The sequence below is a fragment of the Shewanella sp. MBTL60-007 genome (assembly GCF_019654915.1).
Lineage (GTDB): Bacteria > Pseudomonadota > Gammaproteobacteria > Enterobacterales > Shewanellaceae > Shewanella.
In genome coordinates this window covers 99,720-116,763 of record NZ_BPET01000007.1, presented here as the reverse complement: position 1 = coordinate 116,763, position 17,044 = coordinate 99,720, and the positions used below count along the sequence as shown (strand labels likewise).

Sequence of the window (17,044 nt, the reverse complement as noted above, 5' to 3'; positions counted from 1 at the left end):
CAATATTAGGGGGTTCCGTATCTTTTAGCAGCAAACCGACAAGGAACTCGCATTAGCAAAACTAATATCAAATGCTAATTATTCTAGTTTGTCACTCCTGAACGCCAAGCCTATAATTCGTCTCGTTTTCAGGAAGTGTCTGCCTAGCAGATTCGGAAACAAAGAACTCTTAAACTTTCGTGGTCTTCCACGGGAGTTATATCCCTGGTTCTTATGCTTGACTTCCTTCCTTCAATTTGTTGATTGCAATGATTTATTTTTGCGGCCCGCTTACCTTGTAAGCGGGCTTTTTTTTATTTTAAAGTTGGCGACTAACTCCTGACGGCGATAAACTTCAGCCACAAAAAAGCCCAGCGATTAAGCTAGGCTCTTCAGTGTTTCATGGTTGGCTAGAGTGGTTTACTTATTCTAATCACGACCCTACGGTTTCGCGCCCGCTCATCAATCGTCTCGTTAGAGGCCACATGCCTCCTCTCGCCATGACCGAGTGTATGAATACGATTTTGGCCAATCCCACTTGCTACAAAAAATTCCTTCACCGAATCCGCACGTTTTTCAGATACTTTTTGATTCACACTGCGACCGCCATAACTATCGGTATAGGCATCTATCAGAACCAAGTCAACATTTTGGTCGTAAGCTAAATACTCTTGTATTCTTGCAATCTGTGATTTTGCATAACGAGTTAACTCTGTACCACCAGATTCATAGGTTAGTACCGTAAAGGCGATATCCTCGAACGAATAGGGTAATAACGAAGACAAACACGACTTAAACTCTGCATATTGGCGTCTAAAGTTCACCGCCGAGAGACCGACCGCGATCTTATTCGCTTCATTATACCAATCGGCATAATAGAAAGTTGGTTGCATTCCACTTTCTAACTCAGCAAGCATTGACCAAGCGGCGTTACGTGGAACCTCTCCACTAAAGTACTTCTGATAAGTAAGCTCTGTGATCTCTTTTGACAGCACTCCTGGGCGCCAAGCTGGAGCCATACTCATCAACTTAGCTTGAGTAACCTGATCGGGCTTAACCCACATATCTAGGGTGAAGTTCAAGTTATGGTCTTTACCAGCCCGGCTGGTAAAGACCGCTTTACCATAGGCCGGAATATCGTGCTCAAGACGGCACATTATTGGATTATTGCCACTTAAACGCCACTGCGACTCCTCCAAAGAAGCGACATACTGCCTCAACTCTGCATTCGCAAAAAAAGGTAGGCACAATAATGATGCTAAAATAACCCTAAGCCGCATAAAATTACTCTCTCAATTTGTATCACCCCTTTCTATCGGCAAAGATTTATCTTTCTTTAGCCTATAAAACGACCAAACACACATGACAGTGTATATCAGTTGCAGCATAATAGGCGCCTGCACACTTTTGGGAAATTTTAATGACTGACACTTTTGACCCTAACTTAATGAAAAACCGCTTTAGAGGGTATTTCCCAGTGGTCATCGATGTTGAAACCGCGGGTTTTAACGCGAAAACTGATGCACTATTAGAAATTGCAGTCAGCATGCTGAAAATGGACGAGGACGGTGTACTCGGGCTTGATAAAACGCTCCATTTTAATATTGAGCCCTTCGAAGGTGCAAATCTTGAGCCTGAAGCGCTGGCTTTTACCGGTATCGACCCAACCAACCCACTCCGTGGTGCCGTCAGTGAGAAAGAAGCCTTTTTAGAGATCTTTAAAGAAGTCAAAAAAGCACAAAAAGCGGCAGGTTGTCATCGCAGTATTATTGTTGCTCATAATGCGTCTTTCGATCACGGCTTTGTCACCCAAGCTATAGAACGTAATAGCCTCAAGCGTACGCCATTTCACCCTTTTGCCACCTTTGATACCGCGACATTAGCGGGATTAGCAATTGGACATACTGTACTAGCAAAAGCCTGTGCGATGGCTGGTATTGCTTTCGATAATCGCGAAGCGCATTCTGCTCTTTACGATACTGAACGCACAGCAGAGCTATTCTGCCTTATCGTCAATCGCTGGAAAGCGCTAGGAGGCTGGCCGTTTATTGCTGATGAAACCGATAAAAGCCTAAATGATATCGATACGACTCCTTCAGAGCCAAGTGAGCTGAGCTAATCATTTTAGATTTAGCGAACAAAAGCTTGCTGATGTAAATCGCGCTATAGCAAACAAAAAGACGAAGACAATCCATCTTCGTCTTTTTGTTTAAACTGCTAGCGCCATAAAACCAAATCAGTGACTATTCCAAGTATCCACGCTTACTTAACCACTCTAAAGCCCAGTCTTATCATCAAGCTTTAACGCATCGATTACGGCAAAGATCTGATGAAGCTCTCTAAAAAGCTGCTCAATATCATAGCTAAAATCCAACGGTTTAAGGATATCTAACTTAGAGTCAAAGTAATTATGCTTAGTGGGTATTTTCATAAACAGTTTCCCCTCTTTAAAGCTCGCTTCTAGTTGCGAGCCATAAAAACTAGATAATGACTGAAAGCGTGCCATGGTAGTTGGAGTTAACAAATAACGCGCTTCAATCTGATCACTACTATAAACCTCAAATTGACGCTCAAAGTTCACATCCTCAAGCTTCACTCGAGACAAATCCTGTTTAAAGGCTTGGTATTTATTACCAATAGCGCCCTTATCTAGCCTCACCTGAGTTTCACCAACAAATTTTTTAAAAGTATCAAACTCAATAACAATACCGTCGAAAATGGTTTTATATTTAGTTTTATTATCTTCGGTACCATTAGCTACAGATAGATTGAGCTCGCGAACAAGAAAAGCTATACCTTTATATTCACCTTTAACACTATCTTGAAAAAAGCCTCTATCGTATTTAGGCAAAATACCATACCGCTCATACTCTTTAAGCGCTGGTAGATTCTTAGGGTTAAGCATAAAGCTCTCACCAAAGTAACCCAGCACAAGCTGATGAATGACTTTAATGACGCCATCACGAAACTTAAATGTTTCGCTTCCCGCCCAAAAATTTACCGCTACGGTCACAATCATTGCAAAAATAAACAACAGCAAACCACCAACAAGCGCAAAACCATCGCCATTAGAAATAGCTAAAGCATAAAACATACAAGCAAAACCAAACAATCCTGAGAATATGGCTATATAAGAAATCGGTTGACTAATTTTTCTTCGCTCTTGGTATTTAGCGACAATAGGTATACGTTTTGCTTCATAGCGACGCCATTTGGGCGCGATGTGTTGTTGGAAGTATTGGGCAAACGAGTGTTTGTCCTCGGCCGGAATATTAAACTCCATCGGGTTCATACAATATCCTTTATGTATTAATTCTGCAGAAATCCCATTCTGCTTTTAACGCTAAAGCTTAAAAAACTCTTTTTATACAAAAAAGCTGCGATTAACGCAGCTTTTATTATGCTAACACTAACTACAACTTAATAATTATAGAGAGTCTGCATTATCAGTTAGGTAAGAAGCAACGCCTTCTGGGCTTGCATCCATACCCTTGTCACCTTTTTCCCAACCCGCTGGACATACGTCACCGTGATCTTCATGGAATTGAAGTGCATCAACCATACGGATCATTTCGTCAACGTTACGGCCTAGTGGCAGGTCATTAACGACTTGGTGGCGAACCTGACCTTCTTTGTCGATTAGGAAAGAGCCACGGAATGCAACACCCGCTTCTGGATGCTCTACATCGTAAGCTTTACAAATCTCGTGCTTAACGTCAGCAACTAGAGTGTATTGAACTTGGCCAATACCGCCCTTGTCTACTGGTGTGTTACGCCATGCGTTATGAGTAAACTGAGAGTCGATTGAAACACCGATAACTTCAACGCCACGCTTCTTGAACTCGTCCATGCGGTGATCGAAAGCGATCAACTCTGATGGACACACGAAAGTGAAGTCAAGTGGATAGAAGAATACTACAGCTGGCTTTCCTTTAATTGCTTCTGATAGGGTAAAGCTATCAACAATTTCACCATTACCTAGTACCGCAGCAGCTGTAAAATCAGGGGCCGGACGGCCTACTAATACGCTCATTTTATTTCTCCGTCTATGGATTGCTAAAAACGCTGTTTCGTTTTAAATCTAAAGCATTATAGGCAGTGTATTTCTTTGCACAAGCTATTTGAGAACAATATCACCTTTTTAAATGAACATTTGATTAACCGATTACAGTCTGCACAATAACACCAAATCCCCACATTACCATTCACACTTTATTTTCATATTTAGCTACAGCTAATTCACAAACCAGATTGAATTCAAGATATAGCTTGCTGATGCTGGACATCTGGGGCAGTAACAGGCAAAAATGGCTGAATACCTCAAATATAAGAAATAGATTAATCATATTATGAATGCTGTTGTCATCGCTGTATGCCTAATGTTAGGCCTCAGTTTAGCTAGAGTGAATATCGTCATTGCACTTACAGTGTCCGCATTAGTCGCAGGACTTGTTGGCGGCATGGATCTGCATCAAACGGTCGCGGCTTTTAATACTGGTCTTGGCGGCGGTGCTCAAATCGCCTTAAGCTACGCCTTATTAGGTGCCTTTGCTGTTGCCCTTTCCCATTCAGGTTTAACAACTTTAATCTCAAATAAGGTTATTAGCTTATTAGGTAAAGAACAAAATAGTACCAACAATCAACGAGTGCGTTGGGTGCTGCTATTATCTATTCTTGCGATGGCTATCTCTTCACAGAACCTCTTACCCATTCACATCGCCTTTATTCCAATTTTGATCCCACCTTTACTGCATGTGATGTCAAAATTAAAAATGGATCGGCGTTTAGTGGCTTGTGTATTGACTTTCGGTTTAGTGACAACCTACATGGTATTACCTGTCGGTTTTGGTGGTATCTTCCTTTACGACATCTTGTTAACCAACCTCAATAGTAATGATTTACAAGCAGTCCAAGCGCAAGTCGCGCCAGCCATGATTATCCCAGCTCTTGGTATGGTGTTCGGTTTGTTGGTCGCAATTTTTATTAGCTATCGTAAGCCACGTGAATATAAAGAAGAGCAAATTCTTGCAGCTGAGCCAGAAGAAAGTCTAAATAAACGTAATATTGCTATCGCCGCTATTGCTGTTGTTTCAACCTTAGTCGTCCAGCTTTATACTGGCTCAATGATTTTCGGTGCTTTGATTGGCTTTATTGTGTTTAGTTTCTCTGGTGCCCTCAAGCATGTTGCGGATCAAGATATCTTCAACCAAGGCGTGCGTATGATGGCCAACATTGGTTTTATCATGATCTCAGCCGCAGGTTTTGCCGCAGTGATTAAAGGCACGGGGGATGTTGCTAGCTTAGTCGAAATAATGAATACGGCGATTGGCGATAACAAAGCTCTAGCCGCCTTTTTAATGCTACTTGTCGGCTTACTTATCACTATGGGCATCGGCTCATCGTTTTCAACCATCCCTATTATTGCTGCAATCTATGTACCTTTAGCCATGAGCTTTGGCTTCTCAGTTGAAGCCACGATTGCTCTAGTTGGCACCGCGGCAGCGCTAGGTGATGCGGGCTCGCCAGCATCAGAGTCGACCTTAGGCCCAACCGCAGGCCTTAATGCTGACGGTCAGCACGATCACATGAAAGACAGCGTTATCCCAACCTTTATTCACTACAACATTCCTTTGCTAGTGTTTGGTTGGATTGCCGCCATGGTGCTCTAGGTCCTATAAAAATGAAAACAAAAAAGGAGCCATTTGGCTCCTTTTCTTATTTTGAGATTTATAAATACTTATTTAGTACCAAAAATCTTATCACCTGCATCACCAAGACCTGGCAAAATGTAGCCTTGCTCGTTTAGGCAGTCATCAATTGACGCAGTATAAAGCTCGATATCCGGATGCGCTTTCTCAAGTGCAGCAACACCTTCTGGTGCAGCTACGAGTACAAGAGCTTTAATCGCTGTACAACCACGCTCTTTTAGTAGGTCGATGGTAGAGATCATCGAACCACCAGTCGCAAGCATTGGGTCAACCACTAACGCCATGCGCTCAGGCATGTTGCTTGCAAGTTTTTCAAAGTATGGAACTGGCTCAAGTGTCTCTTCGTCACGGTAAATACCCACAACAGAGATACGCGCACTTGGAACGTGCTCTAATACGCCATCCATCATACCAAGGCCGGCACGTAAGATAGGTACTACAGTAACCTTCTTACCTTTGATCTGTTCAATTTCAACAGGACCATTCCAACCTTCAATAGTGACTTTTTCAGTTTCAAAGTCAGCCGTTGCTTCATATGTTAGTAAACTGCCCACTTCTGCCGCTAGTTCGCGAAAACGCTTGGTGCTGATATTAGCTTCGCGCATTAATCCAATTTTATGACGGACTAAAGGATGTTTAACTTCAACGACTTTCATCTTGTTCTCCTAGTTTTCTAACGTATTTTTTACGGTAAATTTTAACGATTTTAGTAGATTTGTTCGCGTAGGCAAACTTAAAGTTTCAAAAAGGCGGTAAATCGTGACCTCTGTCGCTAAGTTTATTGAAAAACTTAGCTTTCGACGCTAACCACAAGCTGGTAGAATGGCGCCGCATAAAATCCTATAACAATCTATACCCGTACCCGAAGAGGATCTCCGTGAGCACTCCTACTACCCCACTAAGCTATAAAGATGCAGGCGTTGATATTGATGCCGGAAATGCACTAGTTAACAACATCAAGTCAGCAGTAAAACGTACCCGCCGTCCAGAAGTTATGGGCAACCTAGGTGGTTTTGGTGCACTTTGTGAGCTACCAACTAAGTATAAGCATCCAGTACTGGTTTCAGGCACTGATGGTGTTGGCACTAAGTTACGTCTTGCTATCGATTACAAAAAGCACGATAACGTTGGTGTTGATTTAGTTGCCATGTGTTCAAACGACCTTATCGTTGCAGGTGCAGAGCCTCTGTTCTTCCTAGACTACTATGCTACAGGCAAACTTGATGTTGAAGTTGCTACAGCTGTAGTAAAAGGGATTGCTGAAGGCTGTGTACAATCAGGCTGTGCATTAATTGGCGGTGAAACTGCTGAAATGCCAGGCATGTACGAAGGTGAAGACTACGACCTAGCAGGTTTCTGCGTTGGTGTTGTAGAGAAAGAAGAAATCATCGACGGCACTAAAGTGCAAGACGGTGATGCGCTTATCGCATTAGCTTCAAGCGGTCCTCATTCAAATGGTTTTTCGCTTATCCGCAAGGTATTAGAAGTGAGCAAGGCAGATCCTGAGCAAGAACTGGCAGGTAAACCTCTGATCGACCATTTACTTGAACCTACAAAAATTTACGTAAAATCACTGCTTAAGTTGCTTGAAGAGCACGATGTTCATGCAATGTCACATATTACAGGTGGTGGCTTCTGGGAAAATATCCCACGCGTACTACCTGAAGATTGCAAAGCAGTGGTAAACAGCGACACATGGCAATGGCCAGTCGTATTTAACTGGTTGATGGAAAACGGTAATATTTCAGAATTTGAAATGTATCGTACCTTCAACTGTGGTGTTGGTATGGTTGTCGCCCTACCAGCAGATAAAGTCGATTCAGCCTTAACACTGCTAAATGCAGAAGGCGAAAACGCATGGTTAATCGGAAACATTGCCAAGCGTAACGGCGAAGAAGAGCAAGTGGAGATCCTGTAATGCCCCAGAGTTGTCGCGTTTTAGTATTAATTTCAGGTAATGGCAGTAATTTGCAAGCCATTATCGATGGTTGCGATGATAACCTTCAAGCCGAAGTTGTTGGTGTCATCAGTAATAAGCCCGACGCCTACGGATTAGTTCGCGCTCATCACAACGAGATTGATACCAGCTGCGTGATAGCTCACACAGGTGAAACTAGACAAGAGTACGATGCACGCTTGCTTAAAGTGATAGAAAAGTACCAGCCAGATCTTGTGGTCTTAGCAGGCTTTATGCGCATTTTAAGTGACGAATTTGTGCAACGTTTTGAAGGTAAGATGGTTAACATCCACCCTTCACTCTTGCCTAAATATACAGGTTTGAACACCCACCAACGCGCAATCGATGCAAAAGATACCGAGCATGGAGCAAGCGTGCATTTTGTTACGCCAGAGCTTGATGCCGGTCCAGTGATCTTACAGGCTAAAGTCCCCGTTTATGAAGACGATACTGCCGATACATTGGCAGAACGTGTTCACGAACAGGAACATGCTATTTACCCGCTAGTCGTTAAATGGTTCAGCCAACAACGTTTAGCAATGCTAGACGGCATCGCCCAGCTTGATGGTCAAGCACTACCGGCTAACGGTTATGCTGCTGACTAAAGAAATGTTTAAATAGCAAAAATACAAAGGCACCTTAGGGTGCCTTTTATAATCCATTTATAAAACCCTGCTAAGTCATCTACTTAACTTCCACAATATCGCCTGGCTGCCAACTCTTATCAAACCAAGATTCTAATGGGCCATAGAGACGTAACAAAATAAACCAACCTTTATTGGGTACTGTTTGGATCCAGTTACTCTCTTTGCCTGTAGGAGCCTCAGGACCGAAGTAAATATCCACGGAACCATCGGCATTTTTGGTCAAATCGTCACGCTGATTATTTCGACTTGGGAATTTCTGTCCGGTCTGCAACTCCGAACGAGTTTGCGTATCATAAGCAACCACCGACCAGAAGTTCTTTGCTGGAACATCGGCAGGAATATTCAGCTTGTAGGTCTTGCCACCGTTCAAATACATTGAGTCTTTTGATTTATCTAGCATAGCGTATTGAGAGCCCTTTCCAATCAGCTTCAACGCCATTGCAGGGGTGTTCACCGTCGCCATATAGAAGAAGTAAGTGCGGGCATCTAAATTACGCCCCCCTTCACCATCATCAATTAACCAGCGGTAATCACCGCCAATAAAAGCCGTTTTCCAAAGCCTATCTGGATATACGTATACCGTATCATCTTGGGGTTGAAACATTAGCGCTCTTGCGGACGCATTACCGATTGCAACACCGTCTGTCAGTAAAGCGGCCATGTGTTCGTCTGGTGCAAAAGGCTTACCCTTTTGAATCCCTATACTCGCCATCAAGCCTCGAAGTTCGGGGTCGATAAATGACACAGGCTCCTTCTCTAGTACTGGCTGGATCTCTTTGAAGAAGTGAAAATCATTGGCATGCACCGTATTAAACTCTAAGCCACTGCCCGACTGAAACTCCATCTTTGGCGGCTGACTCTGCTTGGCCAGAGGATAGATTTTTAGGTGTTGCTTAAATGCTTGAACGGCTGAATCTGTCTTACCATCTTTTAAAAAGCCGCGCGCAATGAACCAATTGGTATAACTTGTTGAACGCGAAACAAAGTAACCTTCTGGCACCTCACCTTTGTAATCAGGAGGTAAAATCAGGTATTTGCCCCCTTTACCTTTATCAGGCCCCACGATTCCCATATCCGTAACAAAACGGAAAAAGGCATCATTAATCGTAGTTGGTCCCATTCCAGCTGGCACTTCAACAACAGTGGGGCCATCACGTTCAAGGTCTAAAAATGCTGAAGCATAAACCGTGTCGGTATTACCGGTTAAGAAAAGTGGATTTGAGTCCATCAACTTATCAAACAGTAGTACTTGATTTGATTGACTGACCCCTAGACTTTCATGGCCAATTCGTAGCGCTTCTACAGAAGCCATAGGGATCGCATTTAAAAACGTTTCAGTTGCACGAATAGTATTGAGGTTGTCATAAATTTTACGACTAGTCTCAACCGTTGGCGCTCCGTCATGGAACTCCAATGTACCGATACTCGTTTCAACCTTGGTAGGTGTCATGATGTTAGCAGGGATCTTGTTGTTATAACCTGGAGTAGAGTTATCTGCCGCCAGTAACGGTGATGACAATCCCAACAGTAGAGCGGTGGATGCTAAAACTGACTTGAAAGCAAGTTTGGTATTCATTATCGTCCTTAGTTTTATTTCACTATCATTCCTTTACCTTACAGACTAGGAGCTGAATAAAAGCTGGTCAATACAAACATTGACTGTAAGCGGCCTGAAGTCCGATTACTTTATTCCTTCTCTTCAATCACTTCTCAATATAGACGACTCATCCTTCGCTAACACCACACAGTTACGCCCCTGCCTTTTAGCAAGGTAGAGCGCCTTATCTGCACTATCAAGCACGAGTTGCCAAGATTCAACGAGGGTCAGTGCATCTATAGGTTGCCCGACGCCAACCGAAACGGTTAAGTGCAATTGCAACTCTGCAACCTCAATTATCGCTTCGCAGATCGCTTGACGAATACGCTCGAAGTGCCCTGTCAGTGCTGATACCGTTTGTGGACAAGAGGTCTCAGGCCAGCTAAGTAATAAAATAAACTCTTCTCCTCCCCAGCGAATAAGCAGGTCATCTTTTCGGATCTTGCTCTGGATTAGTTGGCCTACCCGAACTAACACCTCATCACCGATATCATGACCATAGGAGTCATTGACCCTCTTAAAGTGATCGATATCGATAATAGCTAGACACACCCTAGTATCTTTAGATGTTGGTAGTTGCCCTTGCTGCGCCAAATAATCTAAGAAGTAGCGACGGTTATATAGCCCAGTTAAGGTGTCTAGGTTAGACTGCTTATATAGCTCTCGATTAGAACTTTGTAGATTCTTATTATCATTTTCAAGTCCGTAACGCTTCCAGATCAACAGTGAAATGGAAATCACAGACACGAAAATAATAAAGAAAAGTAGCTTTTCGCGAAGTTTTTGTTCCGCAAGTCGGGCATCTTGCGCATCATTCTCAGCTTTTAACACCGCAAGCTCCTGCTGGCGATATTTCTCTTGATAACTTTTACTCAACTCAAGGCTCATCTTGGCTCGCCTATCAAACAGTAAAGCTTTATCTTCTTCGTTAGCCTTACGCTGATAATCCAATGCGCTTTTATAATCTCCCTGCGCCTCATAGACTAAGGCATAAGTATTATAGGTATCAGCTAATCCCGCCCTTGTACCTATTTGGCTATATAAGGTCTCACTCTTTACCAACGCCACGAGAGCATCATCAACTTGCCCCAAATTAAATAAAGCCTTAGCCAATATTCTGCTACAGTCACTTTCAAATAACAGATACCGATTTACAGAGGCGAGTGCAACACACTCTCTACCTATATCAACGGCCAACTGATATTGCTCTATCGAAAGGTAATAATGCGCCCAAGAGGTCTTGGTATTCACCTTCACGCGCAAATTGCCACTTAACTCAGCATTTTTCTGGGCAGCGATTAAATAGGGAACGCTCTCACGCACCCTACCTAATTGATCTAATATAAAAGCGGCATTGTTATTAAATACACTGAACTGCTCATAGCTGCCGCCATATTCGTCAATATGTGCTAACGCCTCATTATTAGAGTCCCAAGCTTTATCCCACTCCTGAAGATCGACATAGATAACCGCAACATTAGACAGAACCTTACTAACATAAGGATCAGCCGGTTGTGATCTAAAGATATCGAGAGCGTTTAGATAATACTCAAGTGCAACATAGTACTGATTTTGAAAATAATAAAGCGCTCCTTTGGTATTAAAAGAACGCCCTGTCAGATGGTCGAAATTAGCAGCCTTCGATAAACGAATGGCGTCATCAACCAAAGCCAATCCATCTTTAAAACGACTCTGTTTAACAGCAAAAGTAGCCTGCCACATTTTCGCTTCGGCGATCAGCCAAACTTTATTTAGCCTTTGTCCCGCAGTCAGCATCTTTGATATCGCAAGCTCAGCGGCCTCTGGACTGCCATTTGACATCTCTATGTCATGTAAAATGCGATAATAGGCAAATGCATGATGAGCTGACTGCTGCGCCTGCTCTTTGGGGATCTCTTGCGCCAATTGATGACGTTTATGGTCCGGATCAAGGGTCTTATCATTAAGCAAAGCCAAAATCCGCTGACCATTGCTTAATTTTTCGATGGTATGTAGTGGTGAAAACTCGGCTGCATTCACCGCAATAGAACTGCATACCAGAACCAAAAAAATAAAAAACGTAATAAACTTTTCCATAAGAGTATCACTGGTTTTGTATAAGAATGGCAACACAACCTAAGGTTTACAAACCTATATTAGGGAAGTAAAACATAATGTTAGTGGCTTTCTATCTTCATAATTTAATCAATAAAGACACAGTATCTTAAATACCACTAAGGTCAATCAAATTATAACAACTCATCAATTACTACCAACAATACCAACTCAAGCCACTAATACTTGAATCTTCACTGTCCCACGTGATGACATTGTTAGTATCAGCTCAATAAGTTAAGACGAGTGTACTGAGCCCTCAATTAAACCAAGTATTAAGCAGCTAATCGCTCGCGCAATATTAAGTAACATTTTTACAAATAGATTATCAGCTCGCCCCCTTGCCATAGGGGGTAATCTTCCTCCATCATGCCTATTAATACCGCTAAAAAGTCTAAAACAACAATAATAGGACCTATTCATGCGTTCAATTTTGCCTCTTTGCGCACTCGCCTTACTAAGTGCTTGTAGCCAACACCCAAGTAATATTAGCAAGCCAAACGACGTCACCTTCGATGAGGCTCGCTTTCGCCAAGACATAAAAAACCTCGCTTCAGATGAATTTGAAGGCCGCGCGCCGACAACCAAAGGCGAGCAGCTAACACTGGATTACCTGAGTAATGCATTCGCAAAAATGGGGTTAGAGAAACCTAACGGCAAAGATTACCTCCAGGCGGTACCAATGGTGAGTTACACCGCATCGGAGCAGCAGGAAATTCAATTAGGAGAGCAACAGCTTAAATACCGCCAAGATGTGGTATTAGGTAGCCGTCATGATATTGCAAGCATAGATATCAACGAGGCACCGCTGGTATTTGTCGGATACGGTATTAATGCGCCAGAGTATCAATGGAATGATTATCAAGATATAGATATGCACGGTAAAATAGCGGTGATCCTCGTCAATGACCCAGGTTTTGCTCGGCCCGACTCTGGCAAGTTTAATGGTAAAGCCATGACCTATTACGGCCGCTGGAACTATAAGTTCGAGGAGGCCAGTCGCCAAGGCGCCTTAGGCGCAATTATCATTCACGACACTAAGCCTGCTTCTTACCCTTGGTCCGTCGTGGAAAACAGTTGGACTGGCGCTCAACAAGATTTGGTACGTAGCCCAGCCGAACAAGCACAGCGTGTACAAGTCGAAGGTTGGATCACCTATGATGTAGCCACCGAGCTATTTGATCGTTCGGGTTTGTCACTAGCAACCATTTCAGATCGGGCAGCCGCCAGCGCCATCAATCTAGCGTTAAACCAAACCGCCTCAATTGCCTTTGAAAATAGAGCCGAGTATGCCAACAGCTACAATGTCGTTGCTACCTTGCCCGGTAGTAGCCGCGCAGATGAACATATTCTGTTTACCGCTCATTGGGATCATATTGGTGTAGATGCCAGCAAAGATGGCGATCAGATCTACAATGGCGCCCTCGACAATGCCTCTGGCACCGCAGGCATATTGGAAATTGCGCGCCAGTTTGCCAAGCAAGCTAAAAATGGTCACCCTCTCGCACGTTCAGTCACCTTTATCGCCACGACAGGCGAAGAACAAGGCCTATTAGGTTCTCGTTATTACGCTGCCAACCCTATCTATTCACTCGACAAAAGTGTGGCTGTATTCAACTTAGACAGTACCAATATTTACGGCCGAACCACTGACTACACCATAGTCGGCAAAGGTAAGTCAGAACTGGAAAACTATCTAGTGAATGCGCTCAAGAGTCAAAACCGCACCGCCAAACGCGAGAAATATCCTGAATCAGGCGGTTTTTTCCGCTCCGATCATTTCAGCTTCGCCAAAGAAGGTGTGCCAGCGGTATTTGCGGGCGGTGGCAGTGAACCAGTTGACGAGGCCACCGCACAATACAAGGCGCAGATGAAACAGAAAATGAAAGGCTGCTATCACAATGTCTGCGATGAGTATCGTGAAGATTGGGATCTTTCTGGGGCGCTGGAAGATCTAGCTATCTTCTACCAAGCCGCCTTCGAATTAGGTAACAACCACGACTGGCCCGGTTACTACAAAGGTACAGAATTTCATGCACTGCGCCCAGCACAAGAAAAACAGCCAAGCCAAGAAAGTGCCCACAAGAGCAAGGAGCTAACTAACTTCTAACTGAGCAGTGAAATACCGCTTTCCAACACGCCGACTTACAATTAACGAGTCGGCGTTTTTTTTGTTCCTCCTTAATACAACCAACTACAGACTTCTCAAACTGTAACTACTTCGTTCAAAATTCAAACTAAAAACTGATATTTATCGACTTATTTCGCCAAAGCGGTTTTAAACGCTTGTCATTGAGAATTATCCAATCTCCAACCACCCCAAACGCCACAGAAATAGATAAACCACACGATAATGCACAAAAAATTAAACAATCATCATTTGATCAGATTTAAAACCAAGATTTCACACAGTAAAAACGCAAAAATACAATAAAATCATTAAATGCAGATTTGTATTATTGAGTTTTCGATGGCAGAGTAATAGTCAATTGAGTTTAAGACAGAATTTTTTGGAGTGAGCTATGTGTTCAATTTTTGCAATTTTAGATATCCAATCTGACGCGACGCCGCTGCGCCAAGTCGCTCTAGAGATGTCCAAACTTCTGCGTCACCGAGGCCCTGATTGGTCAGGAATTTACAGCAGTGACAAAGCTATTTTGGCCCATGAACGTTTAGCCATCGTTGATATTGAACACGGTGCACAACCGCTACTTAGCCAAGATGAATCTATCGTATTAGCCGTTAACGGTGAGATCTACAACCATAAAGAGTTAAAGGCCGAGCTTGGCGACAAATACAGCTACCAAACAAACTCTGATTGCGAAGTGATCTTGGCTCTATATCAAGAGTACGGCACAGAGTTCTTAGATAAGCTCAACGGCATTTTTGCCTTCGTACTTTACGACAAGGCTCGTGATACCTACCTTGTCGGTCGAGACCATATGGGAATTATCCCACTCTACACAGGCCGAGATGCTGAGGGTAACTTCTACGTTGCATCAGAGATGAAATCGCTCATGCCTGTATGTAAAACCGTAGAAACCTTTACCCCAGGCCACTATCTGTCGAGTGAAAAAGGCGAGCTTACCCATTACTATCAACGTGACTGGCGTGAATTTGCCGCAGTGCAAGATAACCCTGCCAGCGCAGAAGATGTACGTGACGCATTAGAAGCAGCAGTTAAGCGACAATTGATGTCTGACGTGCCTTATGGTGTCTTGCTATCCGGTGGCCTCGACTCATCAGTCATCTCAGCCATCACCCAAACATTTGCTAAGCGCCGAATTGAAGACGACGGTGAGAGCGATGCTTGGTGGCCCCAGCTTCACTCGTTTGCTGTTGGCCTTGAAGGTGCGCCTGATCTTGTTGCAGCACAAAAGGTGGCCGATGCGATTGGTACTATTCACCACGAAATCACCTTTACCTTCCAAGATGGTATTGATGCGATTAAAGACGTGATCTATCACCTAGAAACTTACGATGTCACCACCATCCGCGCTGCGACCCCTATGTATTTGATGGCGCGTAAGATCAAGGCTATGGGTATTAAGATGGTGTTGTCAGGTGAAGGCGCCGATGAGCTATTTGGTGGTTACCTATACTTCCATAAGGCACCAAGCGCTCAAGCTTTCCATGAAGAACTCGTGCGTAAGCTGGACAAGCTACACCTATTCGATTGCCTACGCGCTAACAAAGCGATGGCGGCTTGGGGACTTGAGGCTCGCGTACCTTTTCTAGACAAAGAGTTTATGGATGTGGCGATGCGCACCAACCCTGACGCAAAAATGTCTAAGAACGGCAAGATCGAGAAGCACATTTTACGCGAAGCCTTTGAGCATAAATTGCCTAAAGAAGTGGCTTGGCGCCAAAAAGAACAGTTCAGCGACGGCGTTGGTTACTCTTGGATCGATGGTCTTAAAGATCACGCCGCGCAAAAGGTGGACGATCTACAATTAATCAACGCTAAGTTTAGATTCCCATACAACACCCCGGAAACGAAGGAAGCCTATTTCTACCGTACTTTCTTCGAGGAGTTGTTCCCGCTGCCAACTGCCGCAGAAACGGTACCAGGCGGTAAGTCAGTAGCTTGCTCAACCCCTGAAGCACTGGCTTGGGATGCGAGTCTGCAAGGGATCATCGATCCATCGGGCCGCGCCGTGCAATCGGTACACGATAGTGCTTATTAAGCCACAGCTCATAAACCAAAGCATTTAGCTGATCCTTGCTCAATTAAAAAGCCACTCGTTTGAGTGGCTTTACTGTTTAAAGGTTAGCAATACAAGATGATGTGTTAATTAAGCGCTTTAAAATAGTGCTGATTAATATCCACGATCTCAATAGTTACACTCGAGACCGACGCAGTGATAAGCGCAATCGCATCATACACTCGTTCAAGCAGCAGAGACTTTTGCTCATCTGTGCGCCCAGGCATGATAGCGATATTAAGATGAATAAAGTTTGCCTCATCTAAATCACCCACTTTAAAAAATTCACAACTGTGGGCACGGGTCTTGATTGCCTGAGGCTCAAACAGCTCCGACTCGACGAGGCCGCGGTGACATGCAGTCACTAGGGCTTCAATCGATAGCAACTCGGCTAAAGGTGCGGAATATTCAATCGTGCAATGGGGCATTTTCTACTCTCTTTGCTAGTAATAAAGAATAATAGGAGTTTATTCAGACCAGACGGCATATTCATTACCATTAGGATCGAGAAAGTGGAATCGCCGACCTCCCGGAAAAGAAAATATCCCTTTGCAGATCTCCCCTCCCCCTCGCACCACACTAGCTTGTGACGCCTCGAGTTCTGTAGAGTAGATCACAATCAATGGACAGCCTGAGTCCGTGGTGAATGCCTTGTCGCTAACAAAAAAGCCGCCTGTTATACCGACATCGACAAAGCAAGTGTAGTCAGGGCCGTAATCGACAAACTCCCATCCAAAAACTTGATGAAAAAACACCTTCGTCTTATCGATCTCTTTCACCGGGATCTCAAGATAGTTAATACAATGATGTTGGTTTTGACTTTGTTGCATCTATCACTCCTGTGAACCTGTGTTTAC

Annotated in this window: 14 protein-coding genes; 6 read left to right on the top strand and 8 right to left on the bottom strand. The window is 43.7% G+C overall.

The genetic code is table 11. The annotated features are described in order from the left end of the window. Nucleotides 1–389 precede the first annotated feature (389 nt). On the bottom strand, nucleotides 390–1,259 hold the full coding sequence (locus tag K5Q92_RS04080) for an OmpA family protein (RefSeq protein ID WP_220767777.1): 870 nt from the start codon (nucleotides 1,257–1,259) through the stop codon (nucleotides 390–392). 140 nt (nucleotides 1,260–1,399) lie between these two features. Here K5Q92_RS04080 and rnt point away from each other — a divergent pair, with 140 nt between their 5' ends. Next, nucleotides 1,400–2,098 (top strand): ribonuclease T, encoded by a 699-nt coding sequence (gene rnt, locus K5Q92_RS04075; RefSeq protein ID WP_220767776.1) that lies wholly within the window; start codon nucleotides 1,400–1,402, stop codon nucleotides 2,096–2,098. Between the two features lie 156 nt (nucleotides 2,099–2,254). Here rnt and K5Q92_RS04070 read toward each other — a convergent pair whose 3' ends face one another. Then, nucleotides 2,255–3,271: a DUF3137 domain-containing protein gene (locus tag K5Q92_RS04070; RefSeq protein ID WP_220767775.1), complete on the bottom strand. Its 1,017-nt coding sequence runs from the start codon at nucleotides 3,269–3,271 to the stop codon at nucleotides 2,255–2,257. A gap of 135 nt (nucleotides 3,272–3,406) precedes the next feature. After that, nucleotides 3,407–4,012, bottom strand: coding sequence for a peroxiredoxin (locus tag K5Q92_RS04065; protein WP_220767774.1), 606 nt, complete (start codon nucleotides 4,010–4,012; stop codon nucleotides 3,407–3,409). 316 nt (nucleotides 4,013–4,328) lie between these two features. Here K5Q92_RS04065 and K5Q92_RS04060 point away from each other — a divergent pair, with 316 nt between their 5' ends. Then, nucleotides 4,329–5,648, top strand: coding sequence for a Na+/H+ antiporter family protein (locus tag K5Q92_RS04060; RefSeq protein ID WP_220767773.1), 1,320 nt, complete (start codon nucleotides 4,329–4,331; stop codon nucleotides 5,646–5,648). 68 nt (nucleotides 5,649–5,716) lie between these two features. On the opposite strand, the gene upp is transcribed toward K5Q92_RS04060, so the two are convergent. Next, complete coding sequence (upp, locus tag K5Q92_RS04055) at nucleotides 5,717–6,343, bottom strand: uracil phosphoribosyltransferase (protein WP_202720057.1); 627 nt, start codon at nucleotides 6,341–6,343, stop codon at nucleotides 5,717–5,719. 221 nt (nucleotides 6,344–6,564) lie between these two features. Here upp and purM point away from each other — a divergent pair, with 221 nt between their 5' ends. Together purM and purN are read left to right on the top strand one after the other, a co-directional pair. Further along, on the top strand, nucleotides 6,565–7,605 hold the full coding sequence (gene purM / locus K5Q92_RS04050) for a phosphoribosylformylglycinamidine cyclo-ligase (protein WP_028767329.1): 1,041 nt from the start codon (nucleotides 6,565–6,567) through the stop codon (nucleotides 7,603–7,605). Next, nucleotides 7,605–8,249 carry a phosphoribosylglycinamide formyltransferase gene (gene purN / locus K5Q92_RS04045; RefSeq protein ID WP_220767772.1) on the top strand — a complete coding sequence of 215 codons (645 nt, stop codon included), beginning with the start codon at nucleotides 7,605–7,607 and terminating at the stop codon, nucleotides 8,247–8,249. Before purM ends, purN begins: the two co-directional genes overlap by 1 nt. Before the next feature lie 79 nt (nucleotides 8,250–8,328). On the opposite strand, the gene K5Q92_RS04040 is transcribed toward purN, so the two are convergent. After that, complete coding sequence (locus K5Q92_RS04040) at nucleotides 8,329–9,867, bottom strand: DUF1254 domain-containing protein (RefSeq protein ID WP_220767771.1); 1,539 nt, start codon at nucleotides 9,865–9,867, stop codon at nucleotides 8,329–8,331. Nucleotides 9,868–9,990: 123 nt separating this feature from the next. Further along, nucleotides 9,991–11,964 (bottom strand): GGDEF domain-containing protein, encoded by a 1,974-nt coding sequence (locus K5Q92_RS04035; protein ID WP_220767770.1) that lies wholly within the window; start codon nucleotides 11,962–11,964, stop codon nucleotides 9,991–9,993. A 439-nt stretch (nucleotides 11,965–12,403) separates the two neighbouring features. On the opposite strand from K5Q92_RS04035, the gene K5Q92_RS04030 reads away from it, so the two are divergent. Together K5Q92_RS04030 and asnB are read left to right on the top strand one after the other, a co-directional pair. Next, complete coding sequence (locus K5Q92_RS04030; protein WP_220767769.1) at nucleotides 12,404–14,092, top strand: M28 family metallopeptidase; 1,689 nt, start codon at nucleotides 12,404–12,406, stop codon at nucleotides 14,090–14,092. 412 nt (nucleotides 14,093–14,504) lie between these two features. After that, nucleotides 14,505–16,169 (top strand): asparagine synthase B, encoded by a 1,665-nt coding sequence (gene asnB, locus K5Q92_RS04025; RefSeq protein ID WP_220767768.1) that lies wholly within the window; start codon nucleotides 14,505–14,507, stop codon nucleotides 16,167–16,169. A 104-nt stretch (nucleotides 16,170–16,273) separates the two neighbouring features. Here the strand turns inward: asnB and K5Q92_RS04020 are convergent, their stop codons facing one another. Continuing rightward, nucleotides 16,274–16,615 carry a 5-carboxymethyl-2-hydroxymuconate Delta-isomerase gene (locus K5Q92_RS04020; RefSeq protein WP_220767767.1) on the bottom strand — a complete coding sequence of 114 codons (342 nt, stop codon included), beginning with the start codon at nucleotides 16,613–16,615 and terminating at the stop codon, nucleotides 16,274–16,276. Between the two features lie 39 nt (nucleotides 16,616–16,654). Further along, the gene (locus K5Q92_RS04015) at nucleotides 16,655–17,017 is read right to left on the bottom strand and encodes a VOC family protein (protein ID WP_220767766.1); all 363 of its coding nucleotides are present in this window, start codon (nucleotides 17,015–17,017) and stop codon (nucleotides 16,655–16,657) included. Between the last annotated feature and the right edge of the window lie 27 nt (nucleotides 17,018–17,044).